This window comes from Streptomyces colonosanans, from assembly GCF_001866645.1.
Taxonomy (GTDB): domain Bacteria; phylum Actinomycetota; class Actinomycetes; order Streptomycetales; family Streptomycetaceae; genus Streptomyces; species Streptomyces colonosanans.
Genome location: NZ_MLYP01000006.1, coordinates 159882 through 185217, shown reverse-complemented (window position 1 = coordinate 185217; position 25336 = coordinate 159882). Strand labels below are relative to the sequence as shown.

Sequence of the window (25336 nt, the reverse complement as noted above, 5' to 3'; positions counted from 1 at the left end):
CACAGAGACATCTTCCGAGGAGCAACTCAAGTGAGCAGCAATAGCGGTGACGTACGGCTCTGGGGCGGCCGATTCGCCGACGGTCCCGCCGAGGCCCTGGCCAAGCTGTCCGCGTCCGTCCACTTCGACTGGCGGCTCGCGCCCTACGACATCGCCGGGTCCCGCGCCCACGCGCGCGTGCTGCACAAGGCGGGGCTTCTCACGGACGACGAGCTGACGCGCATGCTGGCCGGCCTCGACCTGCTCGAAGCGGACGTGGCCTCGGGCGAGTTCACCGGCACCATCGCCGACGAGGACGTCCATACCGCCCTGGAGCGCGGTCTCCTGGAGCGCCTCGGACCCGACCTCGGCGGCAAGCTGCGCGCCGGCCGCTCCCGCAATGACCAGGTCGCGACCCTCTTCCGCATGTACCTGCGCGACCACGCCCGGATCGTCGGCGGCCTGATCGCCGAACTCCAGGACGCGCTGATCGGACTCGCCGAGGCCCATCCGGACGTGGCGATGCCCGGCCGCACGCACCTCCAGCACGCCCAGCCGGTGCTCTTCGCGCACCATGTCCTCGCTCATGTCCAGGCCCTGTCCCGGGACGCCGAGCGACTGCGCCAGTGGGACGAACGCACCGCCGTGTCCCCGTACGGCTCGGGCGCGCTCGCCGGAAGCAGCCTCGGCCTCGACCCGGAGGCGGTCGCCGAGGACCTCGGCTTCGAGCACGGCAGCTCGGCCAACTCCATCGACGGCACGGCCTCGCGCGACTTCGTCGCCGAGTTCGCCTTCATCACCGCGATGATCGGCGTCAACCTCTCCCGGATCGCCGAGGAGGTCATCATCTGGAACACGAAGGAGTTCTCCTTCGTGACCCTCCACGACGCCTTCTCGACCGGCTCGTCGATCATGCCGCAGAAGAAGAACCCGGACATCGCGGAGTTGGCCCGCGGCAAGAGCGGCCGTCTGATCGGCAATCTGACGGGTCTCCTCGCCACCCTCAAGGCCCTTCCGCTGGCGTACAACCGCGACCTCCAGGAGGACAAGGAGCCGGTCTTCGACTCCATCGACCAGCTGGAGATCCTGCTCCCCGCCTTCACCGGCATGATGGCCACGCTCACCGTGCACCGCGAGCGCATGGAGGAACTGGCCCCGGCCGGCTTCTCCCTCGCCACCGACATCGCCGAGTGGCTGGTCAAGCAGGGCGTGCCGTTCCGTGTCGCGCACGAGGTCGCCGGCGAGTGCGTGAAGGCCGCCGAGGCCGAGGGCAAGGAGCTGGACGAGCTCACGGACGAGCAGTTCGCGAAGATCTCCGCGCATCTGACGCCCGAGGTGCGGTCGGTCCTCAACGTCCCCGGCGCCCTCGCCTCCCGCAACGGCCGCGGCGGTACGGCACCCGAGGCGGTCGCCGTGCAACTCGCCGAGGTCAAGGCGGACGTGGCGGCCCAGCACGCATGGGCCACCGCGAAGCAGAAGAATTGACGTCCTCTCCTGCCCGAGGGCAGGAGATTGCGGTCCGCACCGCTACGCGGTGCCACCTCGGGTTCCTGCTTCACCGGCCCTTGCTGCTCTCCGGGGAGATCGGTCTTACAGGGGCCTGCACAGGCGTCACTTTCCGCCCGTCCGGCGGTAGATCCGACAACTCCGTCATCGGATGACGCAGTCGTAGCCATGCCGCTGTGGCCCTCCGGGCCGCAAGGGACGGGATGCCCTTCACCTCCACCCCGAAGGGTGGAGCACTGGGCAAGTGTTCGGTAGCAGGCCGTGTTTGCGAAGGGCAGCGCGGGTTACGTTGGTCACCAGCCCCAAGGAGCCGACCGAACGGAGCCCGCGATGCCCTTCGCCCTCCCCCAAGCTCTCGACTTCGCTCGAGGGGGGAGCCCCACGGCCTCGGCGACGACCCCCGCCTGCCACATCGGCCTCGGCCTGGCCGCCGTCGGCCGCCCCGGCTACATCAACCTCGGCCGCGAGCGGGACCTCCCGCCCGTCCGCAGCGTCGAAGCCCTGCGCGAGCGCACCCATGAACTCCTCGACGCCGCCTACGCCCAGGGTGTGCGCTACGTCGACGTGGCCCGCTCGTACGGACGCGCCGAGGAGTTCCTCGCCGACTGGCTCGGCGCCCACCCCGACATCGACGACGTCGTCGTGGGCAGCAAGTGGGGCTACACCTACACCGCCGGCTGGCGCACCGACGCCGAGCAGCACGAGGTCAAGGACCACGGCGTGGCCACGTACGAGCGGCAGCGCGCCGAGACGGCGGCCCTGCTCGGCGACCGCCTCGACCTCTACCAGATCCACTCCCTCACCTCGGACAGCCCGGCCCTCACCGACAAGAAGCTGCACGCCGAACTCGCCGAGGCCGCGGCGCAGGGCGTCACGATCGGCTTCTCCACCAGCGGCCCGGCCCAGGCCGACGCGATCCGCGCCGCGCTCGCGGTGACGGTCGGCGGCGAGCCCCTGTTCCGTACCGTGCAGTCCACGTACAACGTGCTGGAGACCTCGGCCGCCCCCGCGCTCGCCGAGGCCCACGTCGCCGGGCTCACCGTGATCGTCAAGGAGGGCATGGCGAACGGGCGGCTCGCGGACCCCTACGCGCCGGAGCCCCTGAAGGCGGTGGCTGCGGAGACATCCCTCGGCTGCGACGCGGTCGCCCTCGCCTTCGTCCTGCGGCAGCCCTGGGCCTCAGTCGTCCTCTCCGGCGCTGCCACCACCGATCAGCTCGCCTCGAACCTGCACGCCACCGTCGTCGATCTCACCGAGGACCGGCTCGCCCGTCTCGACGCGCTCACCGAGGACCCGCACGGGTACTGGGAGCGGCGCGGGCGGCTTCCCTGGCACTGAGGCGGCGCGGAAACCCGGCCTTCCGGACCTGAGCGGACCCGACCACGGGACACGCATGTATCTGATGAGACATTAATGTCTCACTTGGGTTATGGTTGTCTCATGGCTGTCGACCGTGAACACATGCTGCGCAGCGCAGCCGCACTGCTCACCCGGAAATCCACCGCCACCATGGACGAGGTCGCCAAGGGGGCCGGGATCAGCCGGGCGACCCTGCACCGCCATTTCGCCGGACGCGAGGCGCTCGTGAGGGCGCTGGAGGAGCTCGGTATCGCCGAGTGCGAGGCGGCCCTGGATGCCGCCCGGCTGGACGAGGGACCCGCGAGCGATGCCGTACGCAGGTTCCTGCGCGAGATCCAGCCCTCCGCGGGGCTGCTCGCGTTCCTCTACGGCGAGAACCACCTGTGGGAAGGCGAACAGCAGAACGAGGGCTGGATCCGGCTCGACAACCGGATCGGCGCGGTGTTCCTGCGCGGCCAGCGAAGCGGCGAGTTCCGCATCGACCTCACCCCGGTCTGGCTCACCGAGGCGCTCTACGGACTGATCGCCTCGGGTGCCTGGGCCACGCTGGACGGCCGTGTGGCCGCCAGAGACTTCCCCACCATGATCGCCGAGCTGCTGCTCGGCGGCGCACTACGGAGAGAGGAACCATGACCAGCACCGTGCAGCACGGGGGCGCCCCCTGCTCGAGCGATGCCGAGAGCTCGGGGGGCGTCGCCTCGCCGGGCGAGAAGCGTCCGGGCCGGTGGCTCGCGCTCTCCGTCCTCGTGCTTGCCGTGCTGCTGGTGGCCGTGGACGCGACCGTCCTCGGCCTCGCGACCCCGTACATCAGCGAGGACCTGAAGCCGTCGGGCACCCAGCTGCTGTGGATCGGTGACATCTACTCGTTCGTCATCGCCGGTCTGCTCGTCTCCATGGGCAGCCTCGGCGATCGCATCGGCCGCAAGCGGATCCTGCTCGTCGGCGCCACTGCCTTCGGCGCGGTGTCCGTCCTCAACGCCTACGCGTCGACGGCGGAGACGATGATCCTGGCGCGGGCGCTGCTCGGTGTCGCGGGCGCGACTTTGATGCCCGCCACGCTCGCCCTGATCCGCAACCTCTTCCAGGACCCGCGCGAGCGCAGCCTCGCCATCGGCATCTGGGGCGCCGCCGCTTCGGGCGGTATGGCTGTCGGCCCGATCGTCGGCGGCTTCCTGCTCGAACACTTCTGGTGGGGCTCGGTCTTCCTGATCAACCTGCCGGTGATGGCGGTCCTCGTGCTCGTCGGCATCAGGACGCTGCCGGAGTCCCGCAACCCGAACCCCGGTCCTTGGGACCTGATCAGCGTCGTGCTCTCGCTCGTGGGCATGGTCGGCATCGTGTACGCCGTCAAGGAGGCGGCCGCGCACGGGTTCTCCTGGCCGGCCACGGCCGTCGGTGTCCTCGGTGCCGCTGCGCTCTGGGGCTTCGTGCGCCGTCAACTGACGGTTCCGGTGCCGCTGCTGGACGTGCGGCTTTTCAGCAGCCGCGGCTTCTCCGGTGCCGTGCTCGCGGACCTGCTGACCGTCCTCGGCATGTCCGGGCTGGTCTTCTTCCTCTCGCAGTACCTGCAGCTCGTCCAGGGCAGGTCACCGTTCGAGGCGGGTCTGGCCGAACTGCCCGCCGCCGTCGGCGCGGTGGCGGCGGGCCTGGTCGCGGGCGCGGTGGCCCGGCGCTTCTCGGTACGGGCCGTGGTCTCCGGTGGGCTTGCGGCGGTGGGCCTGGCGCTCGCCGCCCTCACCCTGCTCGACCGGTCCACCGGCTACCCGTTCATCGGCGCCGCCCTGCTGGTCCTGGGCGTCGGCGCGGGCTTCTCGTTCACCGTGACCGCCGACGTGATCCTCTCCAACGTGCCCAAGGAACAGGCGGGTGCCGCCTCCGCGGTCTCCGAGACCGCCTATGAACTCGGCGCCGCCCTCGGTATCGCACTGCTCGGTTCGATCATGACCGGCGTCTACCGCGACTTCACGGGTCCGGCCGGCACCCCGGCCGGGGCACACGAATCACTGGGCGGCGCGGTCGAGGCTGCGGCGGGCATGCCCGAGGCCGCCGGCCAGGCGCTGTTGTCGTCGGCCCGCGAGGCCTTCGTCGACGGCCTGACACTGGCGACCGGCGCGGGCGCGGCGGTCCTGCTGGCCGCCGCGGTGGCGGCGTGGTTCCTGCTGCGCGAGCAGAGGCTGGCGAGCGCCCCGTGAGGGGGGCGGGGCTGCGGCGTCGTGCGGCTCGGCCGTGAGGGCAGTCGCTCTCCCGGCCGGCCCGCACCGGGCACCCGGCGAGGGGGCCGGAGGTGCTAGTGCCGCAACAGGCAACGTTTGCCCCGTCGCGACGCCCGGCACGCTCCCCCAAGCTCTTCGAGCAGGGGGACCCCCAGAGCACGCTTCCCCACTCTCGGCTTCTCCCCCACTCTCGGCTCCGCTCGAGCGGGGGGACCCCCAGAGCGGGAGGTGCCCCCACGACGCCGCTCCTTAACGGGCAAACGTTGCCTGCCGCGGCACTAGGCGGCCTTGGCCTTGGTCGCGTACATGTCCACGTACTCCTGTCCCGACAACTGCATGACCTCCGTCATCACGGAGTCGGTCACCGCACGCAGCACGTACCGGTCGCGATCCATGCCCTCGTACCGGGAGAACTCCATCGCCTCACCGAAGCGGACCGTGACCCGGCCCGGGCGCGGGATGCCGCGACCGCCCGGCTGCAGCTTGTCCGTGCCGATCATCGCGAACGGGACGACCGGGGCGCCGGTCATCAGGGTGAGGCGGGCGATGCCCGTGCGTCCGCGGTACAGGCGGCCGTCGGGGGAGCGGGTGCCCTCCGGATAGATACCGAAGACCTTGCCCTCCTCCAGGATCCGGCGGCCGGTCATCAGCGCGGCCACACCGCCGTTCGCGCCGTCCCGGTCCACCGGGATCATGCCGACGCCCGTGAAGAACCAGGCCATCAGACGGCCCTTGAAGCCCTTGCCGGTGACGTACTCGTCCTTGCCGATGAAGAACACCTGCCGCCGGGTCACCACCGGCAGCACGATCGAGTCGATGAACGTCAGGTGGTTGCCGGCCAGGATGACCGGACCATCGGCCGGGATGTGCTCCGCACCCTCCACCTGTGGGCGGAACATCAGGCGCATGATCGGTCCGAGCACTGCCTTGATGAGCGCGAAGCGGGACAACGGGCCCTCCGGTGTCAAGGGATGCGGTATGAGTCTGTGCAGCTGAGGACGATACTCGCGGTTCCCGGCACGTCGCACATCGGGTTCACGGAGCGGACACGTGTCATGGACGAGTGTTTACCCGCCGCGGTGCTGTTCGCCGCGCGTTCGTCATCCGCCGGGCGGGCGCGGCGGACACCGCCTACGCCCGGATGACGGTCCGTCACCCCTGTTTGTGCCGTATGTCGTTGTCCGCCTCCTGGAGGACGGCCCGAGTCCGCCGGGCGTTCCGTTGTACGTCTTCCGGCCGTCACCCGTACGCACCTACCATCGACCCGCTTCGAACCAAGCGTGGAGGAAGGAACCTGATGGGGACGCAGGAGTCGTACGGGCAGGGGAGAGGCGCGGGCCGTCGCGCGGTGCTCGGAGCCGCGGTGTTCGGCGCGGGCGGAGCGGTGCTCGGACTGTCCGGTACCGCGCGGGCGGACGCGCGGCAGGCGGGCGGCGAACTGAAGGGCCTGCCCGTGCCGACGATCGTCGGGCACCGCGGGGCCAGCGGCTACCGGCCGGAGCACACCTTCGGCTCCTACAACCTGGCCCTCGACATGGGCGCCGACATCGTGGAGGCCGGTGACCTGGTGCCCACCAAGGACGGTCACCTCGTGTGCCGGCACGAGCCGGAGATCGGCGGGACCACCGATGTCGCCGACCACCCCGAGTTCGCCGACCGCAAGACCACCAAGGTCCTGGACGGCGTCTCCACGACAGGCTGGTTCACCGAGGACTTCACCCTCGCCGAGCTGAAGACCCTGCGCGCGATCGAGCGCATACCGGCCACCCGCCCGCACAACACCCTCTACAACGGCCGCTGGGAGATCCCCACCTTCGAAGAGGTGCTCCAGTGGCAGGACGAGCAGACCCGCAAGCGCGGCAAGCAGGTGTGGATCTACCCCGAGACCAAACACCCCACCTACTTCCGCAAGCTGGGCCTCGGCCTGGAGGAGCGGCTCGCCAAGATCCTGCGCAGGCACAACAAGGACAAGAAGAACTCGCCGGTCATCATCCAGTCCTTCGAGCCGAGCAGTATCCAGCGCCTGAACACGCTCGTCGGCAACCCACTCGTCGTACTGCTGTCGAACGCCGGCAGCCGCCCCTGGGACTTCGTGGAGGCGGGCGACCCGCGCACGGTCGCCGACCTCGTCACGCCCGCGGGCCTCAAGGAGATCGCGTCGTACGCCCAGGGCATCGGCCCGACCCTCGACCTGGTCATCCCGAAGGACGCGAAGGGCAACCTCACCACGCCGACCTCGCTCGTCGCCGACGCGCACGCCGCGGGCCTGATCCTGCACCCGTACACCATGCGCAACGAGAACACCTTCCTGCCCGCGAACTTCAGGAAGGGCACGGACCCGGCGGCGTACGGGGACGCCTTCGGCGCCTTCAAGGCGTACTTCGCGACCGGCATCGACGGTGTCTTCACCGACAACGCCGACACCGGCCTGCTCGCCCGTGAGGACTTCCTGCGCCGCTGAGACGTCAATGCGTGGTGCCAGGACCCCCGTTGGGGTGACACCCGGCCGCCCCGGCAACCCGCCGCCGGGGCGGCCGCGTCACGCCGCATATGACCCACGAGCTGCTCACGACCCTGCGACCGCTGCTCGCCGCCGAGGCCTCGGCGGAGGCCGCAGCGTCGGGGATGGAGCCGAGCGACCTGGAGCAGGCGGTGTGGCTACGGCTCCTGGAACGGCTGGAGACGGACCGGCCGCTCGTCGATCCGCAGGGATGGCTGCGACGGGCCGTCCGCTCCGAGGCGCGCCGCGGCCGCCGCATTGCTCGCCTTGAACTGCCGTACGGCTCCGAGCCCGTCGACGACAGGGATGCCGATCCGGAGCGGCAGGCGCTCGCCGCGGCTTGCCGCCGCGCCCTGTATGCGGCGGTGCACCGCCTTCCGGGCCGCTGCCCCGGCCTCATAGCGGCGCTGCTTGATCCGCAGGACCTGACGTACCGGGAAATCGCAGGCGAGTTGGGTATCTCACAGGGCAGTCTTGGGCCGAAACGTTCCAAATGCCTGGGATGTCTTCGTCGATTGCTGGCGGCGGAGGTTGCGGCCCGGGAACCGCGGGGATAGGAGTGAGGAACGACCGGCGATCAGGTGAGCGGGAGGCATGCACACATGGGCATGAGCGTGACCATCTCTGTGGCGACCGAGCGGGACGCCGAGCAGATCTTCAGGCTGCAGTACCTGTGCTTCCAGAGCGAGGCCGCGCTGTACGGCAACTACCGTATCGCCCCGCTCGTCCAGACCCTGGAGTCGGTCCGTGCGGAGGTCGCCTCGGACTGCGTGTTCGTGGCCCGGCTCGGCGACGAGGTGGTCGGCTCGGTGCGCGGCAGCGTGACCGAGGACGGCGCGGCGTCCATCGGCAAACTCTGCGTGCACCCGCGGCTGCAGGGGCACGGCATCGGCGCCCGGCTGCTGCGCACCGCGGAGGCGGCGCTGGTGGAGGAGCGCGGTGCAACCAAGTTCCGCCTCAGTGCGGGCCACCGCAGCGAGGGCACCCTCCGCCTGTACCGCCGCGTCGGCTACGAGACGGTGGGCACGACCCAGGGTGAGGACGGCGTCCCGATGATCGTCCTGGAGAAGCAGGCCGCGGCGGGAACGTACGCGGCGACGGCGACGGCGTAAGAAGACGGCGCGGTCCCCGCAAGACGCGCGGGGAACCGTGCGACCGGCCGCGATGGGCCGGTGGTCCTCAGGCGCTCTGTTGCTTCGCGCGGGGCGTCCGGAGCCAGTACATGGCCGACAGCGGCAGCAGTACGGGAATGAAGATGTACCCCATGCCGTAGTCGGACCACACGGTCGCATCGGGAAACGCGGACGGCTCGACCAAGGTCCACGTGCCCACGATCAGCACGCCGACCAGCTCGGCGGCGCAGCAGATCCGCGCCGCCCGGCGGGCCGTTTCCCCGCCGCGGACCAGGGAGTAGGTGATGAAGCCGTAGACGACGCCGGCCACCGCCGAGAGGGAGTACGCCAGCGGGGCCTTGTCGAACTGCGTCGAGATCTGTACGACCGAGCGCGACACCGCCCCGACCACCATCACGCCGTACAGCCAGACGAGCAGCATGCCGGGCCCGCTGATGAGCCGTGTCCTCGTCGGCTTCTCCTGCGTCGCCGTCATCTCAGCCTCCCCAGATGTCATAGAGCCGTACCTGCAGCACGGCGAGGACCACACCGCCGGCCGCGACCGTGATCGAACCCCAGCGCGTGCGTTCCGTCAGCGACATGAAACCCGCCGCCGGAACGCACGCGAACGCTCCGAGCAGATACGCCACGAAGATCGTCGTGCCCTGAGCCGGCTTCTCGCCGCGCGCCAGCTGGACGATGCCGACGACCAGCTGGACCACGGCCAGCAGCGTCACCACGGCCATGCCGATGAAGTGCCAGTCCTTCGTGGGCTGATCACGGTAGGCCGCCCAGCCGCACCAGGCGGCGAGGAGCAGCGCGGCGACACCGGTCACCAGTGTCAGGGCATCAAGCATGCCGCGACCCTATTACGGGCCAAAAGGCCCGATGCGCGCGCCCCCGGCGTGCTGGCGGGTGCCCGGCCGAGGCCCGGTCGGCAGCCGGCCGTGCCGCCGTTATGGCCGCCGTGGCGTTGGCCACAACCCACCGTTCCACGAGGTGGACGCGGACCTGGTGGTGAAGGACCTCTCGGCCTTGTCATCCCTGGTCAACGGGGGTGCCGTGAGGGGCTTGGGGCACGCCTGAAAGCTGTCCACGGCCGTCCATCATTCGGACAGCGGTCGCGGCCCCCGGCTGTGCGTCTGCTTTACTTGCGCCCATGACCACGACGAGCAGCCGCGCCCTTGCGACCGAGGCGACCATGACGCCCGGTGCTCGTTGTATGCGTCCTGCGCGTCGAATGTGCGCCTTCTAGAGGGCCCCTGCACCATCTGAGCCTCGCGCCCCGAAGCGAGAGCCTGCTCGTCTCCGCACCCCGCGTCCGGATCACCCGGCGCACGCGGCCGAGCCCCTCCCTTGCGCGCACGTTTCTCTCCCCGCCTCCGGCACCCGTGCGAGAACCGTGCTGCGTTCTGGCTGTACCCGACCATGAACGCCGTGCCCGGCGCCCGCGATGCGCCGCGCACTCGACAGTGACGGAAACCCACGTGATCACCACATCGGGCCTCACCAAGGTCTACCGCTCGCGGGGCCGCGAGGTCACCGCCCTCGACGGTGTTGATTTGCACGTCCGCGAAGGCGAGGTGTACGGCGTCATCGGCCAGTCCGGCGCCGGCAAGTCCTCGCTCATCCGCTGCGTCAACCTGCTGGAGCGTCCCACCTCCGGAACGGTCACCGTCGCCGGACAGGACCTCACCGCCCTCGCCGGCCGCGGGCCGCGCGCCGGCAAGGAGCTGCGGCGGGCGCGCAGCCGGATCGGCATGGTCTTCCAGCACTTCAACCTGCTGTCCTCACGCACGGTGCAGGACAACATCGAGCTCCCCCTGGAGATCCTCGGAAAGTCTGGGAAGGAACGTTCCCGCAGGGCGCTCGAACTGCTCGACCTGGTCGGCCTCGCCGACAAGGCGGGGGCCTACCCCGCCCAGCTCTCCGGCGGTCAGAAGCAGCGTGTCGGCATCGCCCGCGCCCTGGCCGGGGACCCCAAGGTGCTGCTCTCCGACGAGGCCACCAGCGCCCTGGACCCGGAGACCACCCGCTCCATCCTCCAGCTGTTGCGCGACCTGAACCGCGAGCTCGGCCTGACCGTCCTGCTCATCACGCACGAGATGGACGTCGTGAAGTCGATCTGCGACTCGGCGGCGCTCATGGAAATGGGCCGCATTGTCGAGTCCGGCACGGTCGGCGAGTTGCTCGCCACGCCGGGCTCGGAACTGGCCGCCGCGCTCTTCCCGGTCGACGGCGATGCCTCCGGCCCGGACCGGACCGTCGTCGACGTCACCTTCCACGGCGAGGCCGCCACCCAGCCCGTCATCTCGCAGCTGGCCCGCACCTACAACATCGACATATCGATCCTCGGCGCCGCCCTCGACACCGTCGGCGGCCTCCAGGTCGGCCGGATGCGCATCGAACTGCCCGGCCACTACGAGGACAACGTCGTACCCATCGGCTTCCTGCGCGAGCAGGGCCTCCAGGTCGACGTCGTCAGCCCCGAGACCGCGCTGGTGAAGGAAGGTGCCAAGTGACCTGGTCCGAGATGCAGCCCCTGCTGTCCCAGGCCTGTTGGGACACCCTCTACATGGTCGGCTGGTCCACGCTCATCGCCGTCGTCGCCGGACTCCCGCTCGGCATCCTGCTGGTCCTCACCGACCGGGGCGGCCTGCTGCAGAACGTCGTCGCCAACAAGGTGCTCGGGCAGGTGGTGAACATCGCCCGCTCGATGCCGTTCATCATCCTGATGGTCGCCCTGATGGGCTTCACCCGCTGGATCACAGGCACCACGATCGGCCGCGAGGCCGCCATCGTGCCGCTCGCCGTCGGCGCTATCCCGTTCTTCGCCCGCCTGGTCGAGACGTCCGTCCGTGAAGTGGACGGCGGGCTCGTCGAAGCCGTGCAGGCGATGGGCGGCAACACCTGGACGGTCGTGCGCAAGGTCCTCGTCCCCGAGTCCCTGCCCTCGCTGATCTCCAGCACCACCACCACGGTCGTCACCCTCATCGGCTACTCCGCGATGGCCGGCACGGTCGGCGCCGGCGGTCTGGGCGACATCGCCATCCGCTACGGCTACCAGCGCTTCGAGACCCAGCTGATGTGGATCACCGTGGCGATCCTCGCCGTGGTCATCTCCGTCATCCAGTTCGCCGGCGACCTCGCCGCCCGCTCCCTGCACCGGCGCGGCGGCCGTTCCGGTCAGGCGCCGACGCTGCGGCTGCTGAAGGCCAGGCAGCCGGCGGCCGACGTGAGCAACGCCGCCTGAAGCCCCGGCACTTCAGGCCCCCGGACTCCCCCGTTCATGAAGCGGGGGCGCACCACCCCAAGGAAAGGCACTTTTCGTGCGTAACACCGCCAAGATCACCGTCACCGTCCTGACCGCCGGAGCTCTCACCTTCGGGCTCTCCGCCTGCGGCTCGGGTTCCGACTCCGGCAAGGCCGACGCGAACGCCCCCCTGACGGTCGCCGCCACCCCCAACCCCCAGGGCGAGATCCTCACCTATGTGAAGGACCACCTGGCACAGAAGGCCGGCCTCAAGCTGGAGGTCAAGGAGTTCACCGACTACGTGACTCCGAACACGGCCGTGCAGCAGGGCCAGGTCGACGCCAACTACTTCCAGCACAAGCCGTACCTCGACGACTTCAACAAGAAGAACGGCACGGACATCGTGCCGGTGCCCGGCGGGGCCGTGCACCTGGAGCCGCTCGGTGTCTACTCCAAGAGCGTCAAGAAGCTCGCGGACCTCAAGAAGGGCGCCACGGTCGCCGTCCCGAACGACACCACCAACGAGGCCCGCGCCCTGAAGCTGCTGGAGGCGAACGGCCTCATCAAACTGAAGGCGGGCGTCGGCTACGAGGCGACCCCCAAGGACGTCACCGACAACCCCAAGAACCTTTCGTTCAAGGAGCTCGAGGCGCCCCAGCTGCCGCGCTCCCTCGGTGATGTCGACGCCGCGGTGATCAACAGCAACTTCGCACTGGAGGCCAAGCTCAACCCGGCCAAGGACGCGATAGCCGCCGAGTCCGCCAAGGACAACCCGTACGCGAACATCCTCGTCGTGAAGAAGGGCAACGAGAACGACCCGCGCGTCAAGAAGCTCACCAAGCTGCTGACGTCGCCCGAGGTGAAGAAGTTCATCGAGGACAAGTACGAGGGCGCGGTCGTCCCGGCGTTCTGATCGAAGCGCCCACCGGCCTGCCGCCGCGCACGGGGTCCTCCCGCACAGGGTGGGGGAGGACCCCGTGGTGCGGTCGGGTGCGTCGATGCTGCATGCTGGGCAGTTCAGCAGGCCCTGACGGTTTCCGAAGGTTACGGAGCGGCGCATGAAGAGCACCTTCCCCAACATCTCCATCAGCACGGAGCGGTTGGTGCTGCGTCCCCTGGACGAGGACGACGTCCCCGCTCTGGCCGAGATGATGAACGACGAACAGGTCGCCGCCTGGACCGACGTCCCCCAGCCCTTCACCGAGGAGGGTGCCCGCTCCTGGGTCACCGAGTACGCCCCGGCCGAGCGCACGTCGGGCCGCGGCCTCGATCTGGCCGTCACCGAGTTCCTCACCCAGCGCCTGGTCGGGATCGTCCAGCTGACCAAGACCAACTGGCACATCCGCTCCACCGAGCTGTCGTACATCATCGCCCCCTGGGCCCGCGGCGAGGGCTACGCCTCCGAGGCGGCCCTGGCCATCGCTCAATGGCTCTTCCAGGAGCAGAAGTTCGAGCGGATCGAAGTGCGCACGGCGGCCGACAACACCGCCTCCCAGCAGGTCGCCCAGAGGATCGGCTGCATCAGTGAGGGCGTCCTGCGCAACGCCTGCATAGTGCACGTCCACACCGAGGACGGCACCTGGACGGACGTACGGACCGACTTCATCGTGTGGAGCCTGCTGCCGGAGGATCTCGACGCGGTCAGCGAGGAGTTGGCCGACATCGGTGGTTTCACGTCGTTCTCGAACTGGAACTGACACTGGGGGACCGCTCCCACCGGCCGGGCCCCGCGCGGGTGCACGCAGCCGAACCAGGTACCCTCACGGAGCCCGTCATGCGGGCTGCCCCCTGACGACCTGCGCAAACCTCCTGGAGGCTGATGACGATGGCCGACCGGGTCACGGTGATCGGCTGGGACGGCTCGCCACCGACCGCCGCGGCGCGTTCCGCCCTGTCGGCCGCCACGCTCGTGGCCGGCGCCGCCCACCATCTCGCCCTCCCCGAAGTACCGGGGACGGCCGAGCGCATCCGCCTCGGCAGCATCGCCCTCGCCGCCCGCCGCATCGCCGCCCACCGCGGCACCGCCGTGGTCCTCGCCGACGGAGACCCGGGCTTCTTCGGTGTCGTACGCGCCCTGCGCGCTCCCGAGTTCGGCCTGGAGGTCGAAGTCGTCCCGGCCGTCTCCTCGGTGGCCGCCGCCTTCGCGCGCGCGGGAATGCCGTGGGACGACGCACAGGTGGTCGTCGCCCACCGACGCACCCTGCGACGCGCGGTGAACGTATGCCGCGCCCACACCAAAGTCGCCGTTCTCACCTCACCCGGCGCCGGGCCCGCCGAACTCGGCCTGCTCCTCGACGGGGTCCACCGCACCTTCGTCATCTGCGAGGAACTCGGCACCGAACGCGAACAGGTCTCCGTCGTCACCTCCGACAACGCGGCCGACCACACCTGGCGCGACCCCAATGTCGTCATCGTCATCGGCGGACCCGTGACCGCGGCCGACGGGAGCGGCTGGATCGCCGGCCGTGATCCGGGTGCCGGACCGCGCGGCTGGACGCTGCCTGCTCAGGCGTACGGGGGCGGACTCGGCGAAGGCGAGACGGATCTGCTGCGCGCCGCCCAACTCGCCCGGCTCGGCCCCCGGGTCGGCGACCTGGTATGGGACATCGGTTCGGGCAGCGGGGCCTTCGCCGTGGAGGCCGCCCGCTGCGGGGCCGCCGTCATCGCCGTCGACCGCGACCCGGACGCCTGCGGCCGCACGGCGGGCGCCGCGCGCCACTTCGGGGTCCAGCTCCAGGTCGTGCACGGCACCGCCCCGCACATCCTGGAGAACCTGCCCGAACCGGACGTCGTACGCGTCGGAGGCGGGGGAGCCGCGGTCGTCTCGGCCGTCGCCGACCGTCGTGCGCAACGCATCGTCGCGCACGCCGCGACCCGCGACGCGGCCGAACTGATGGGCCGGGACCTGTCCGAGCACGGCTACGACGTCGAGTGCGCGCTGCTGCAGTCCGTCGAACTCGACACGCGGGCCTGGGCGGAGAAGGAACGGAGCGTCGCGTTCCTGCTCAGCGGGCGATTGCCCGAACGCTCCCCGTGATTTCGGTGCCCTACCGGCGCGGTAGGCTGGCGGATTGTTGTACCTCACTCGGGTGATCCGGCGCTTCGTCAGTCAATGTCCGGAAAGCACACTCCTTTTGGGGCGAGTGTGGTACCGCAGAACCGGAGAGCGCGCAACGTGGCGCAGTCCACAGCGGGCTGTGGCGGATCAAGCTGCCGCGACGGCGGGAGGGCCGCGACAATGCCAGTCGACGGCTTTGCCGCCATAGTTGGCGGGTCGTTCGTGCCGCTGGGCACGCACGCTCGTTCTTCACTGCGGGCGGTCGGCGCGTCGTTCCGGGCGAGCTGGTCGTAGGAGCACTAACCGATGGGCGAGGGATACGCATGACCGACACCGGCCAGGTCCCGGGCGAGGGGCTGCCGGAGAACGCAGGCATGGTGGAGCAGCCAGGCGTTCTCGCGCCGGGCGCGTACGCCTACCTCGACCCCTCCGACGCCACGACCGCCGATGACGAGGACCTGCTCCTGATGCCCGGCCAGCACGGCGCATGGGGCAACGAGGTGCCGCAGCCCGCCCCGGCCCCGGCGCCGTTCGGCCATGAGCCCGGCCCGCACGAGACGGCCGGACGGGACAGCGGCTCGGTCGACCTCGGTGCGGTCCGTACGCCCCCTCCGGCGTCCGCGCCGCAGCCGACCCCGCCGCGTCCGCTGCACCTCGGCCCGCCCACGCCGAGTGCCTCCTTCAGCGCGGTGCGTTCGCTGTCGGACCGAGGTCCGGCCAACGCCCCGCTGCGCCCCTCCGGTCCGCCGACCACCGGCCCCGAGTACCTCGACGTGCCGCAGTTCGGGGAGACCTCCCCACAGGGAGCGGTGCCGTGGGGCGCCCCGCCGCAGGCGCAGCCCGCCCCGCCCGCCGGCCAGGAGGGGATCCCCGTGGAAACGGCGGCTCCGGCGCCCCTGGCCGAGCCGGTGGCCACGTCCGAGCCGGTGCCGACGGCCGAGCCGGTGCCGACGGCCGAGCCGGTGGCCACGGCCGAGCCGGTGGCCATGTCCGAGCCGATCGCGGTACCGGTCGCACCCGAGGCCGCCGCACCCGTGGCCCCGCCCGAGCCGCTCCAGGAGCAGGCCGTTCCGGTCGCCGCCGAGACACCTCAGCCGTCCGGAGCGCAGGCCGGCCCGGAGCTGCCGCAGCCTCCGGGCGTGCCGCAGGACGGCCAGGCCGCGCCCATGGCGGTACAGCCGGCCGCGTCGCCCGTGGACGCCGCGCGCGTCGTGCCGGTGCCCGAGGGCGCTCTCCGTGCGCCCGACGCCGTACCGGCCGCCGAGACCGGGCAGGCCCCTGCCGTCGCGCAGGCCACCGACGCCGTAACGGAACCGCCGGCGCCGGACGGATCGTCCGCCCGGGTCACCCCCCAGGATCCGCAGGCCGCGCCCGCGGTGGACGCGCAGGCGCCGGACGCCACGCCCGTCGCCGCCGAGTCGAACGCGCCTCAGCCGTCGGACGACACGGCGGAGGCCGACGCGGTCGCGCCCCAGCAGGCCGAGGACGCCGTTGTCCCCGCGTCCACCGATCTCACGGTTCCGCCGCCCGCGCAGGCCTCCGAGCCCATTACGCCCGCGCAGGCCTCCGAGCCCATTACGCCCGCGCAGGCCTCCGAGCCCATTACGCCCGCGCAGGCCTCCGAGCCCATTACGCCCGCGCAGGCCTCCGAGCCCAACGCGCCCGCCCAGGACCAGGCCGAGGCCGTCAGCCCCGTACCGGACCCGCAGGCGGCCGAGCAGCAGACCGCCGACCCGTCCGCCCCGGTCGCGGACACCGTGGTCCAGCTCCCGGACGCCGCGCGGCAACTCGCCGCCGAGGAAGCACAGCCCGAGGGCGCCGAGCCCGGCCGGCCCGTGCCGGACGGAGTCGCGGCGCCGGCCGCAGCGCCCGAGGAGTCCGCCGGCGAGGTGCCCGGCGAACAGTCCGACGCCGATGAGCCGGCCGGTGCCCCCGAGGAGTCCGAGGAGTCCGAGGCGCCCGAGTCGCTCGGCCAGGTCGTGCCCGTGGAGGGAACCATGCCGCCCGCTGAGCACATGGCCCCGACCCCGCCGCACGCCCTGAGCGTGGCACCCCTCACCGCCGACGAGCAGCCGGCCGCTCAGGAGCCCGCTTTGGCCGCCCCCGAGGAGGAGGAGCCCGCGGCCGCCGCACCGGCCGCGGAACAGCCCGTCCCCACCGTTCCGGCCCCCCGCGACGGCGACGCGCCCACCCCGGAAGCGCCCTTCGTGGACCCGGAATCCGTGGTCGCACAGCAGGCGGAGGACCTGGACACCAGGGCTGCCGATCAGGAAGAGAGCACGGCAGCAGGGGAAGACGTGCGAGAGTCCACCGGCCCGGCGGCGCCCGGATACGACGAGGCCGAGCGCGAGGCGGTGCTGCGGGTGATGCGCGAGCGCCGCGACATCCGCAAAGGTTTCCGCAGCGACCCGATCCCGCACGATGTGCTGTTGCGCGTCCTGGAGGCGGCCCACACGGCGCCGTCCGTCGGTCACTCCCAGCCCTGGGACTTCGTCGTCATCCGCTCCGCCGAAACGCGCCGCTCGATGCACGAACTGGCCCAGCGTCAGCGCGAGGCCTACGCCAAGTCGTTGCCCAAGGGCCGTGCGAAACAGTTCAAGGAACTGAAGGTCGAGGCCATCCTCGACACCCCGGTGAACATCGTGGTCACGGCCGACCCGACCCGCGGCGGCCGGCACACCCTGGGCCGGCACACCCAGCCGCAGATGGCCCCGTACTCCTCCGCGCTCGCCGTCGAGAACCTGTGGCTCGCCGCTCGTGCCGAGGGCCTCGGCGTCGGCTGGGTCAGCTTCTTCGACGAGCGCGAGATGGTCCGCGCCCTCGGCCTGCCCGAGCACCTGGAAGTCGTGGCCTACCTCTGCATGGGGTACGTCGACGAGTTCCCGGAGGAGCCAGAGCTGATGCAGGCGGGCTGGTCCAAGCGCCGCCCGCTGTCGTGGGTCGTGCACGAGGAGACGTACGGCCGTCGCGCGCTGCCCGGCGAGGAGCCGCACGACCTGCTCGCCGAGACCGTGGCGGGGATCCGCCCGCTGGACGCCAAGGCCCTCGGCGAGGCCTGGGAGCGGCAGAAGCGGATGACCAAGCCCGCGGGCGCACTCGGCATGCTGGAGATCATTTCCGCGCAGCTGTCCGGCCTGTCCCGGCAGTGCCCGCCCCCGATTCCGGAGCCCGCGGCCGTCGCGATCTTCGCCGGGGACCACGGCGTGCACGCCCAGGGCGTCACCTCCTGGCCCCAGGAGGTGACCGGCCAGATGGTCGCCAACTTCCTCGGCGGCGGCGCGGTCTGCAACGCCTTCGCGAACCAGGTGGGCGCCGAGGTCTGCGTCGTCGACGTGGGCGTGGCCGCCGACCTGCCCGCCACCCCGGGCCTGCTGCCGCGCAAGGTCCGTGCGGGCACGGCGGACATGACGACCGGTCCCGCGCTCACCCGTGAGGAGGTCAAGCAGGCGATCGAGGTCGGCATCGAGACGGCCCGCGACCTGGTGGCGGCGGGCAACAGGGCGCTGCTCACGGGCGAGATGGGCATCGCGAACACGACGGCCTCGGCCGCGCTGATCTCGGTCTTCACCGACACCGACCCGTCGGAGGTGACGGGCCGCGGCACGGGCGTCAACGACGAGACGCTGGCCCGTAAGACGGAGGTCGTGCGCCGTGCCATCGAACTCCATCAGCCGGATCCGGCCGATCCGATCGGCGTCCTGGCGGCGTTCGGCGGACTGGAGCACGCGGCGATGGTGGGCCTGCTGCTGGGCGGTGCGTCCCTGCGTACGCCGGTGATCCTGGACGGTGTCAGCGCAGGTGCCGCCGCGCTGGTGGCCCGCGCGATCGCCCCCGAGGTTCTCGCGGCGTGCATCGCCGGCCACCGCAGCGCGGAGCCGGGCCATGTGGCGGCGCTCAACAAGCTGGGCCTGCGCCCCCTGGTCGAACTGGACCTGCGCCTGGGCGAGGGCACGGGCGCGCTCCTGGCCCTGCCGCTGGTCCAGAGCGCGGCCAGGGCGATGCACGAGGTGGCGACGTTCGACTCGGCGGGAGTCACCGAGAGGTAGGGTCCCGGACGCCTGCGGTCGGGGGCTCGGCGACAGCGCTCGGCCCCCGGCCGGCCGGGCGCTGACGAGAACCGCATAAAATTCCCACCTCAGGGCCCCTTCACAGCCGCAGAGGCCTGGTACCGCACCGCCGCAAGAGGAGCCGCACCTCCATGGCCGAACATCCTCCGTACCCCGTAGGGCTCCGCCTCTCCGGCCGCCGCGTCGTCGTCCTCGGCGGCGGTCAGGTCGCCCAGCGCCGCCTGCCCGCGCTGATCGCGGCCGGCGCGGACGTCCACCTGGTGTCCCCCGAGGCGACCCCGTCGGTCGAGGCCATGGCGGACTCCGGTGAGATCACCTGGCTGAAGCGCCCGTACCGGCCCGGTGACCTGGAAGAGGCCTGGTACGCCCTCATCGCCACCGACGACCCCGAGGCGAACTCCAGGGCCTCGGCGGAGGCCGAGACACACCGGGTGTGGTGCGTGCGCTCCGACGACGCCGACGCGGCCACCGCCTGGACCCCGGCCGCCGGCCACAGCGAGGGTGTCACGATCGCCGTCCTCACCACCGACGCCAAGGGCCGCGACCCCCGTCACACCGCCGCCGTCCGCGACGCTGTGGTGGAGGGCCTGCGCGACGGCACACTCGTCGCTCCGCACCACCGCACTCGCACCCCCGGTGTCGCACTGGTCGGCGGTGGCCCCGGCGACCCGGACCTGATCACGGTGCGCGGACGCCGCCTGCTCGCCGAGGCCGACGTCGTCATCGCGGACCGCCTCGGCCCCCGCGACCTGCTCGCCGAACTCCCGCCGCACGTCGAGGTGATCGACGCGGCGAAGATCCCGTACGGCCGTTTCATGGCCCAGGAGGCCATCAACAACGCGCTGATCGAACACGCCAGGCAGGGCAAGTCGGTCGTCCGTCTCAAGGGCGGTGATCCCTTCGTCTTCGGTCGTGGCATGGAGGAGGTCCAGGCGCTGGCCGAGGCGGGCATACCCTGCACGGTGGTCCCGGGCATCTCCAGCTCCATCTCGGTGCCGGGCGCGGCCGGGATCCCCGTCACCCACCGCGGTGTCGCCCACGAGTTCACGGTGGTCAGCGGTCATGTCGCCCCGGACGACGAGCGCTCGCTGGTCGACTGGCCGTCGCTGGCGAAGCTGACCGGCACGCTGGTCGTCCTCATGGGCGTCGACAAGATCGGGAAGATCGCCGAGACGCTCATCGCCCACGGCAAGGCGCCCGGCACCCCCGTCGGCCTGGTCCAGGAGGGCACGACGGCCGCCCAGCGCCGGGTCGACGCGACCCTCGCGACGGTCGCGGAGACCGTACGGGCCGAGGGCGTGAAGCCTCCGGCGGTCATCGTCATCGGCGAGGTCGTCAGGACCACTCCGCGACCCTCTGAGTAACCCGGGTAACCCGTGGTCACCCGGGGCAGTCCGATCCATTCCAGCCGTTGGCACCGCATCCAGGACAAGGCAGTATCACGCTGTGGCCGAACTCATCACCATTGAGGATCCCGACGACCCGCGCCTGCGCGACTACACCGGCCTGACCGACGTGGAGCTGCGCCGCAAGCGCGAACCCGCCGAGGGCCTGTTCATCGCCGAGGGCGAGAAAGTCATCAGACGGGCCAAGGACGCCGGCTACGAGATGCGCTCCATGCTGCTGTCCGCGAAGTGGGTCGACGTCATGCGGGACGTCATCGAGGAGCTCCCGGCCCCGGTGTACGCGGTCAGCCCGGAACTCGCCGAGCAGGTCACCGGCTACCACGTGCACCGCGGCGCGCTCGCCTCCATGCAGCGCAAGCCGCTGCCGACGGCAGACGAACTCCTGGCGACCGCCCGCCGCGTCGCGATCATGGAATCCGTGAACGACCACACCAATATCGGGGCGATATTCCGCTCGGCGGCAGCCCTGGGCATGGACGCGGTCCTGCTGTCGCCCGACTGCGCCGACCCGCTCTACCGCCGTAGCGTGAAGGTCTCCATGGGCGCGGTCTTCTCGGTGCCGTACGCGCGCCTCGACACCTGGCCGGGGGGCCTGGAATCGGTCCGCGGGGCGGGCTTCACGCTCCTTGCGCTCACCCCCGACGACAAGGCCAGGACCCTTGACGAGACGGCGCCGCACACGATGGAGCGCGTCGCACTGATGCTCGGCGCGGAGGGCGACGGCCTGTCCAGCCGGGCGCTGGGCGCCGCGGACGAATGGGTCCGCATCCCCATGGCCCACGGTGTCGACTCCCTCAACGTGGGCGCGGCGGCCGCCGTCGCCTTCTACGCGGTGGCCACCGGACGCCCCCGGCTCTGAGCAGGACGGGCCGGCCGGGGCATCGCGGACGGCAGGCGCGGGCCGCCGCTCAGCCGTCCTGGTTCGGCTTGCCGCGAGAGTACGCGGCCGTCGGGTCGCCGGGCAGGGGAGCGTAGGCCTGCTCCGGCCGTCCGTCCTTGCGTACGCCTTCGTCGCCCAGTCCGCGTGCCGGCCCCTGACAGCCCTGGGCCGCCGCGATGCCCAATGCCACCAGCAGCGTCACCACGACGAACACGAACAGCCGCTGGCGCAGCAGCCGTGGGTTGGCCGGGCGCCGCCCGGCCCCGGTGGTCCGGGGAGCCGGCCGTCCGGCTCCGCTGCGCGGTGCGGGCCGGGAACCGGAGCGGTTCGTGGCGCGCGGCGTCGGCGTCGGCGTCGGACGTGCCCCGGAGCGGGAGCCGTTGCTACGGGGCGGGGGAGTGCCCGGACCCTGCGTACGCCGCACGGTGCGCTGCTCGGCGTACTGCTCCGCCAGCCGCCCCGACGGACGGTCCGGCTCGCCACGCCGGCCGGGCGGCCGTACGTCCGCGAGTCCCTGGGCCTCCCGGGCCGCGATCTCCTTGAGCCGGAGCGAGAGCTGGAGGGTGCTGGGCCGTTCCTCGGGGTCCTTCGCCAGACAGGCGTGGACCAGTGGGGCCAGCGCGTTCGGCACGCTGTGCAACTGGGGCGCCTCGTGCACCACGCGGTAGAGCATCACCTCGGAGCTGCCGTGTCCGAAAGGCGAGTCACCGGTCGCCGCGTACGCCAGCGTGGCGCCCAGCGAGAACACGTCCGTGGCGGGGGTGACGGCGGCTCCGCGCACCTGCTCGGGGGCGAGGAAGCCCGGCGAGCCGACAGCCGTGCCGACGTGCGTGAGCGTGGAGGCGCCCGTCGCCCAGGCGATGCCGAAGTCGATGATCCGCGGGCCCTTCGGGGACAGCAGGATGTTGGACGGCTTCAGATCGCGGTGGACGACCCCGGCCTCGTGCACCGCCACCAGTCCCTCCGAGAGGGCGGCACCCACAGCGGCCACTTCGGCGGCCGTGAGGGGCCCCTCCCCGGCGACCTTGTCGTGCAGGGACGGCCCGGGCACGTACTGCGTGGCGAACCACGGGCGGTCCGCCTCCAGATCGGCGGCCACGAGCCGTGCCGTACAGCCGCCGCGGATCCGCCGTGCAGCCGCGACCTCGCGCGCGAACCGCGACCGGAACTCCTGATCCTCCGCCAGGTCCGGACGGATCACCTTCAGCGCGACCCGCTGGCCCCGCTTGTCGGAACCCAGGTAGACGACGCCCATCCCGCCCGCGCCGAGCCGCCGGTGAAGCCTGAACGAGCCGACGACACGCGGGTCCTCACGCCTCAGGCGCATCATCGCCATGTCCATCCCCGCTGCCCGGTCCGTCTGATGAGCCACAGCTTACGTTTCCACGGCCGGGTGCGCGCAGAGGCCGCGCCCTCTCGCCCCGATCGATTGTCAGTGTCTGGTGGGGTACTTGACAGATGGTCAGGGCAAGTGCGGACGTGACGGCTGTACATGGACTGTCATTCCAACCTCCTGAAGTGGAAGGCGGGTTGAACCCGTGACGGACGACCGTGCGGAGGTGGCCGTGAACATCGGGCGCATGGCGCGATGATCCGGGGCGGTGGCGGGCGGGGTGGCCCACCAGGTGGAGACATCGGCACACAGTGGCGTCATGGAAGTGACCGAAGTCACCCAGTGGGGGTGTCCGAGGTCCTCCGGACAGCGGGGGAGGGGAGTTGGGCACGGGGTGCACTTCGGGTCGAACTGGGCGCCGCCACCGGTGGAACAGCCGGTTTCACGGAGGGACGATTCCTGGCTAAAAGGGCGTATCGGACGTCCCTTCCGGGAGTACCCCGAGTTCTGGGCCCTCGTCTCCACCCAGGGGAGTACGCCACAGGTCATGGCTCATCCTCCGGGAGGCCCGGCAATCGATACGAGGGCATGACGCCCCTGGTTCGCCCGGCTCCTAGATTTGAGGTCAAGCGGCGGGTGCAGCACTCGTCCCCCGAGGTCGGACACTCGCCGCTGCCAGGACAACGGCACAACGGTCGGGAGAGGGACCATGGCCCAGACTGCACCGCGGGCGCTGATCCGCACGCAGGGACGCAAGATGTACGGCGCCGCGTTCGGCACCGGCCACGCCGGCCGCCGTCACCCGCTGGTGGCGACCGCGATGGTCCTTCCCCTGGCGGCCCTGCTCGTGTACGTCTTCGGCGGCTGGGATGCAGTGGTCACACAAGCGTCGTCCGTGGGAGTGATGCTGGGGCGCTGAGCGGCGCCCCGGGCCCGGAAGAGCGGTCCGGGCGGGGACATCCATCCATGAAACCCCGTGGGGACGGGGGTGCGGCGGACGGCTATCGACGCCCGCGCAGCTGGGGAGCTGCGCGGGCGTTGTCTTTGTCGCCACCGGCTCCCCTGCCCGCACCGCGCGAACACCGGTTGCCCCCGTCCGCGTACGCTTCCCGACACAGCCTCAGACCCACTCAGGGAAGCCCGTGAACGCACTTCTGCCCGCGCTCACCGCGACAGCACGCGCCGCAGTGCACGCGAAACCCGGCACGAACTGCTGCTGCCCGGCCCCCGACGCGGTCCTCGCCGACCGCGGGGACGACGCCACCGTCGTCCGCCACGGCAACACCGTCGCCAAGGCCCATGCCCCCGGCGCCGATCCCGCCGGGCTCTCTCTCCGCCTCACCGTCGCGGCCCGTCTCCCCGGCGTCCTCCTCGCCCCTCTTGATCCCACGCCCGTCACCCTCCACGGCCGCCTGGTGACCTTCTGGCCGTACGGCATCCCCGTGGACCCCGAAACTCCTCGGGCCGCCCCCTGGGAGGCGGCCGCCGGCCTCCTCGCCCGGCTGCACCGCGCCCCGGCCCCCGCCGGTCTCCCCGCCATGCGCGGCCCCGCCAAGGCCGCCCGCGCGATCCGGCGCCTTCGCGCGTTGGGCCACCACCCCGCCGCCGCTCCCGTGCTCCGTGCCTGGGCCGCCCTCCCGGCCTGGGCCCGCGCCGAGTCCCCCCTGCCCTCCGCGCGGCACCTCTGCCACGGAGACCTCCACCTCGGCCAGCTCGTACGTCATCCCGTGGACACCGGCCCCTGGCGCCTCATCGACGTCGACGACCTGGGTGTGGGCGACCCGGCCTGGGACCTGGCCCGCCCGGCGGCCTGGTATGCCTGCGGTCTGCTGCCGCCCGACGAGTGGACCCGTTTCCTTGCTGCGTACCGGCAGGAGGGCGGCCCGGCCGTCCCCACCGCGGGCGACCCCTGGCCCGCCCTCGACGTCCCCGCTCGCGCCCTCACCGTGCAGACGGCGGCCCTGGCCGTCGTCAAGTCCTTCGCGGCGGAGCGCCCCTTGGACGAGGTGGAGCAGGCCGTGGTCGACGCCTGTGTCCGAATGGGCACCATTCCGCCGGAGTTGACGCGAGGATGTGCGACGTAGGCTGCAACCGGCCACGACTGGAGCGAGTCTCTATCTGGCGAAGCACCACCGACCGGCGAGGAGTTGAGCCGACCATGCAGTGTCCGAAGTGTCATGCGCCGATGCATACGTACAACCGCAACGGCGTTCAGATCGAGCAGTGCAGCGGCTGCCGCGGCATCTTCCTGGACTACGGGGAGCTGGAGGCCCTGACCCGCGTGGAGGCCCAGTGGGCGCAGCCTGCCCCGCAGGCCTATCCGGCGGCTCCCGCCTGGGGCGCCCCGCACGGCGGTCACGGCCACTACGACCACCACCGCCACAAGAGCTTCGGCCACATGCTGTTCTCCAGCTGAGCCCACGCAGAAGCCCCCGGCCACAAGGCCGGGGGCTTCGATGTGTGGACGATACTGGGATTGAACCAGTGACCTCTTCCGTGTCAGGGAAGCGCTCTCCCGCTGAGCTAATCGTCCTCGGGACCACGACCGTCCCGACGAGACGACCGTGAGTACTGCGTGCGCGATACTGGGATTGAACCAGTGACCTCTTCCGTGTCAGGGAAGCGCTCTCCCGCTGAGCTAATCGCGCGGGGATCCCAGCGGATCCGATG

22 protein-coding genes and 2 tRNA genes are annotated in these 25336 nt (G+C 71.4%); 18 read left to right on the top strand and 6 right to left on the bottom strand.

Going from position 1 to position 25336, the window contains the following annotated elements; translation table 11 throughout:
* Nucleotides 1-30 precede the first annotated feature (30 nt).
* The 4 genes from argH (at nucleotide 31) to BIV24_RS02745 (ending at nucleotide 5036) form a co-directional block, all read left to right on the top strand.
* Complete coding sequence (gene argH / locus BIV24_RS02760) at nucleotides 31-1464, top strand: argininosuccinate lyase (protein ID WP_071364493.1); 1434 nt, start codon at nucleotides 31-33, stop codon at nucleotides 1462-1464.
* 351 nt (nucleotides 1465-1815) lie between these two features.
* On the top strand, nucleotides 1816-2823 hold the full coding sequence (locus BIV24_RS02755) for an aldo/keto reductase (RefSeq protein WP_071364492.1): 1008 nt from the start codon (nucleotides 1816-1818) through the stop codon (nucleotides 2821-2823).
* A gap of 102 nt (nucleotides 2824-2925) precedes the next feature.
* Nucleotides 2926-3477 (top strand): TetR/AcrR family transcriptional regulator, encoded by a 552-nt coding sequence (locus BIV24_RS02750; protein WP_071364491.1) that lies wholly within the window; start codon nucleotides 2926-2928, stop codon nucleotides 3475-3477.
* Nucleotides 3474-5036 (top strand): MFS transporter, encoded by a 1563-nt coding sequence (locus BIV24_RS02745; RefSeq protein ID WP_071364490.1) that lies wholly within the window; start codon nucleotides 3474-3476, stop codon nucleotides 5034-5036. The genes BIV24_RS02750 and BIV24_RS02745 overlap by 4 nt, the downstream gene beginning before the upstream one ends.
* A gap of 299 nt (nucleotides 5037-5335) precedes the next feature.
* On the opposite strand, the gene BIV24_RS02740 is transcribed toward BIV24_RS02745, so the two are convergent.
* On the bottom strand, nucleotides 5336-6025 hold the full coding sequence (locus tag BIV24_RS02740) for a lysophospholipid acyltransferase family protein (protein ID WP_079167963.1): 690 nt from the start codon (nucleotides 6023-6025) through the stop codon (nucleotides 5336-5338).
* A 329-nt stretch (nucleotides 6026-6354) separates the two neighbouring features.
* Here BIV24_RS02740 and BIV24_RS02735 point away from each other — a divergent pair, with 329 nt between their 5' ends.
* From BIV24_RS02735 to BIV24_RS02725, 3 genes are all read left to right on the top strand, one after another.
* Nucleotides 6355-7518 carry a glycerophosphodiester phosphodiesterase gene (locus tag BIV24_RS02735; protein ID WP_071364488.1) on the top strand — a complete coding sequence of 388 codons (1164 nt, stop codon included), beginning with the start codon at nucleotides 6355-6357 and terminating at the stop codon, nucleotides 7516-7518.
* An 89-nt stretch (nucleotides 7519-7607) separates the two neighbouring features.
* On the top strand, nucleotides 7608-8114 hold the full coding sequence (locus tag BIV24_RS31165; RefSeq protein WP_079167959.1) for an RNA polymerase sigma factor: 507 nt from the start codon (nucleotides 7608-7610) through the stop codon (nucleotides 8112-8114).
* 45 nt (nucleotides 8115-8159) lie between these two features.
* Nucleotides 8160-8669 carry a GNAT family N-acetyltransferase gene (locus BIV24_RS02725; RefSeq protein WP_071364486.1) on the top strand — a complete coding sequence of 170 codons (510 nt, stop codon included), beginning with the start codon at nucleotides 8160-8162 and terminating at the stop codon, nucleotides 8667-8669.
* 67 nt (nucleotides 8670-8736) lie between these two features.
* Here BIV24_RS02725 and BIV24_RS02720 read toward each other — a convergent pair whose 3' ends face one another.
* Together BIV24_RS02720 and BIV24_RS02715 are read right to left on the bottom strand one after the other, a co-directional pair.
* Nucleotides 8737-9165, bottom strand: coding sequence for a hypothetical protein (locus BIV24_RS02720; protein WP_071364485.1), 429 nt, complete (start codon nucleotides 9163-9165; stop codon nucleotides 8737-8739).
* A gap of 1 nt (nucleotide 9166) precedes the next feature.
* A complete protein-coding gene (locus tag BIV24_RS02715; protein ID WP_071364484.1) occupies nucleotides 9167-9526 on the bottom strand; it encodes a hypothetical protein in 360 nt (119 codons plus the stop codon).
* A gap of 630 nt (nucleotides 9527-10156) precedes the next feature.
* Here BIV24_RS02715 and BIV24_RS02710 point away from each other — a divergent pair.
* The 8 genes from BIV24_RS02710 (at nucleotide 10157) to BIV24_RS02675 (ending at nucleotide 21312) form a co-directional block, all read left to right on the top strand.
* Nucleotides 10157-11191, top strand: coding sequence for a methionine ABC transporter ATP-binding protein (locus tag BIV24_RS02710; RefSeq protein ID WP_071364483.1), 1035 nt, complete (start codon nucleotides 10157-10159; stop codon nucleotides 11189-11191).
* Complete coding sequence (locus BIV24_RS02705) at nucleotides 11188-11922, top strand: methionine ABC transporter permease (RefSeq protein ID WP_071364482.1); 735 nt, start codon at nucleotides 11188-11190, stop codon at nucleotides 11920-11922. The genes BIV24_RS02710 and BIV24_RS02705 overlap by 4 nt, the downstream gene beginning before the upstream one ends.
* 76 nt (nucleotides 11923-11998) lie before the next feature.
* Nucleotides 11999-12835: a MetQ/NlpA family ABC transporter substrate-binding protein gene (locus tag BIV24_RS02700; RefSeq protein ID WP_071364481.1), complete on the top strand. Its 837-nt coding sequence runs from the start codon at nucleotides 11999-12001 to the stop codon at nucleotides 12833-12835.
* A gap of 145 nt (nucleotides 12836-12980) precedes the next feature.
* On the top strand, nucleotides 12981-13619 hold the full coding sequence (locus tag BIV24_RS02695) for a GNAT family N-acetyltransferase (protein ID WP_071364480.1): 639 nt from the start codon (nucleotides 12981-12983) through the stop codon (nucleotides 13617-13619).
* Nucleotides 13620-13747: 128 nt separating this feature from the next.
* The gene (gene cbiE, locus BIV24_RS02690) at nucleotides 13748-14959 is read left to right on the top strand and encodes a precorrin-6y C5,15-methyltransferase (decarboxylating) subunit CbiE (RefSeq protein ID WP_071364535.1); all 1212 of its coding nucleotides are present in this window, start codon (nucleotides 13748-13750) and stop codon (nucleotides 14957-14959) included.
* A 344-nt stretch (nucleotides 14960-15303) separates the two neighbouring features.
* On the top strand, nucleotides 15304-19026 hold the full coding sequence (gene cobT, locus BIV24_RS02685; RefSeq protein WP_071364479.1) for a nicotinate-nucleotide--dimethylbenzimidazole phosphoribosyltransferase: 3723 nt from the start codon (nucleotides 15304-15306) through the stop codon (nucleotides 19024-19026).
* A 152-nt stretch (nucleotides 19027-19178) separates the two neighbouring features.
* Nucleotides 19179-20411 (top strand): uroporphyrinogen-III C-methyltransferase, encoded by a 1233-nt coding sequence (gene cobA, locus BIV24_RS02680; RefSeq protein WP_071364478.1) that lies wholly within the window; start codon nucleotides 19179-19181, stop codon nucleotides 20409-20411.
* Nucleotides 20412-20493: 82 nt separating this feature from the next.
* Nucleotides 20494-21312: a TrmH family RNA methyltransferase gene (locus tag BIV24_RS02675; protein ID WP_071364477.1), complete on the top strand. Its 819-nt coding sequence runs from the start codon at nucleotides 20494-20496 to the stop codon at nucleotides 21310-21312.
* A 49-nt stretch (nucleotides 21313-21361) separates the two neighbouring features.
* On the opposite strand, the gene BIV24_RS02670 is transcribed toward BIV24_RS02675, so the two are convergent.
* The gene (locus BIV24_RS02670; RefSeq protein WP_071364476.1) at nucleotides 21362-22675 is read right to left on the bottom strand and encodes a serine/threonine-protein kinase; all 1314 of its coding nucleotides are present in this window, start codon (nucleotides 22673-22675) and stop codon (nucleotides 21362-21364) included.
* Nucleotides 22676-23375: 700 nt separating this feature from the next.
* On the opposite strand from BIV24_RS02670, the gene BIV24_RS02665 reads away from it, so the two are divergent.
* From BIV24_RS02665 to BIV24_RS02655, 3 genes are all read left to right on the top strand, one after another.
* Nucleotides 23376-23585, top strand: coding sequence for a hypothetical protein (locus BIV24_RS02665; RefSeq protein ID WP_071364475.1), 210 nt, complete (start codon nucleotides 23376-23378; stop codon nucleotides 23583-23585).
* A gap of 223 nt (nucleotides 23586-23808) precedes the next feature.
* A complete protein-coding gene (locus tag BIV24_RS02660) occupies nucleotides 23809-24750 on the top strand; it encodes a phosphotransferase family protein (RefSeq protein ID WP_071364474.1) in 942 nt (313 codons plus the stop codon).
* A 74-nt stretch (nucleotides 24751-24824) separates the two neighbouring features.
* The gene (locus BIV24_RS02655; protein ID WP_079167958.1) at nucleotides 24825-25082 is read left to right on the top strand and encodes a TFIIB-type zinc ribbon-containing protein; all 258 of its coding nucleotides are present in this window, start codon (nucleotides 24825-24827) and stop codon (nucleotides 25080-25082) included.
* A gap of 45 nt (nucleotides 25083-25127) precedes the next feature.
* Here BIV24_RS02655 and BIV24_RS02650 read toward each other — a convergent pair.
* Nucleotides 25128-25199: transfer RNA gene (locus tag BIV24_RS02650), tRNA-Val, on the bottom strand.
* Nucleotides 25200-25242: 43 nt separating this feature from the next.
* Nucleotides 25243-25314 (bottom strand) — tRNA-Val (locus BIV24_RS02645).
* Nucleotides 25315-25336: the final 22 nt, after the last annotated feature.

Excerpts from the sequence above, each read along its gene's own strand:
- BIV24_RS02755 (WP_071364492.1), top strand. The coding sequence starts at position 1,816 with ATGCCCTTCGCCCTCCCCCAAGCTCTCGACTTCGCTCGAGGGGGGAGC.
- BIV24_RS02750 (WP_071364491.1), top strand. The coding sequence starts at position 2,926 with ATGGCTGTCGACCGTGAACACATGCTGCGCAGCGCAGCCGCACTGCTC.
- BIV24_RS02745 (WP_071364490.1), top strand. The coding sequence starts at position 3,474 with ATGACCAGCACCGTGCAGCACGGGGGCGCCCCCTGCTCGAGCGATGCC.
- BIV24_RS02735 (WP_071364488.1), top strand. The coding sequence starts at position 6,355 with ATGGGGACGCAGGAGTCGTACGGGCAGGGGAGAGGCGCGGGCCGTCGC.
- BIV24_RS31165 (WP_079167959.1), top strand. The coding sequence starts at position 7,608 with ATGACCCACGAGCTGCTCACGACCCTGCGACCGCTGCTCGCCGCCGAG.
- BIV24_RS02725 (WP_071364486.1), top strand. The coding sequence starts at position 8,160 with ATGGGCATGAGCGTGACCATCTCTGTGGCGACCGAGCGGGACGCCGAG.
- BIV24_RS02720 (WP_071364485.1), bottom strand. The coding sequence starts at position 9,165 with ATGACGGCGACGCAGGAGAAGCCGACGAGGACACGGCTCATCAGCGGG.
- BIV24_RS02715 (WP_071364484.1), bottom strand. The coding sequence starts at position 9,526 with ATGCTTGATGCCCTGACACTGGTGACCGGTGTCGCCGCGCTGCTCCTC.
- BIV24_RS02695 (WP_071364480.1), top strand. The coding sequence starts at position 12,981 with ATGAAGAGCACCTTCCCCAACATCTCCATCAGCACGGAGCGGTTGGTG.
- cbiE (WP_071364535.1), top strand. The coding sequence starts at position 13,748 with ATGGCCGACCGGGTCACGGTGATCGGCTGGGACGGCTCGCCACCGACC.
- cobT (WP_071364479.1), top strand. The coding sequence starts at position 15,304 with ATGACCGACACCGGCCAGGTCCCGGGCGAGGGGCTGCCGGAGAACGCA.
- cobA (WP_071364478.1), top strand. The coding sequence starts at position 19,179 with ATGGCCGAACATCCTCCGTACCCCGTAGGGCTCCGCCTCTCCGGCCGC.
- BIV24_RS02670 (WP_071364476.1), bottom strand. The coding sequence starts at position 22,675 with ATGGACATGGCGATGATGCGCCTGAGGCGTGAGGACCCGCGTGTCGTC.
- BIV24_RS02665 (WP_071364475.1), top strand. The coding sequence starts at position 23,376 with ATGGCCCAGACTGCACCGCGGGCGCTGATCCGCACGCAGGGACGCAAG.
- BIV24_RS02655 (WP_079167958.1), top strand. The coding sequence starts at position 24,825 with ATGCAGTGTCCGAAGTGTCATGCGCCGATGCATACGTACAACCGCAAC.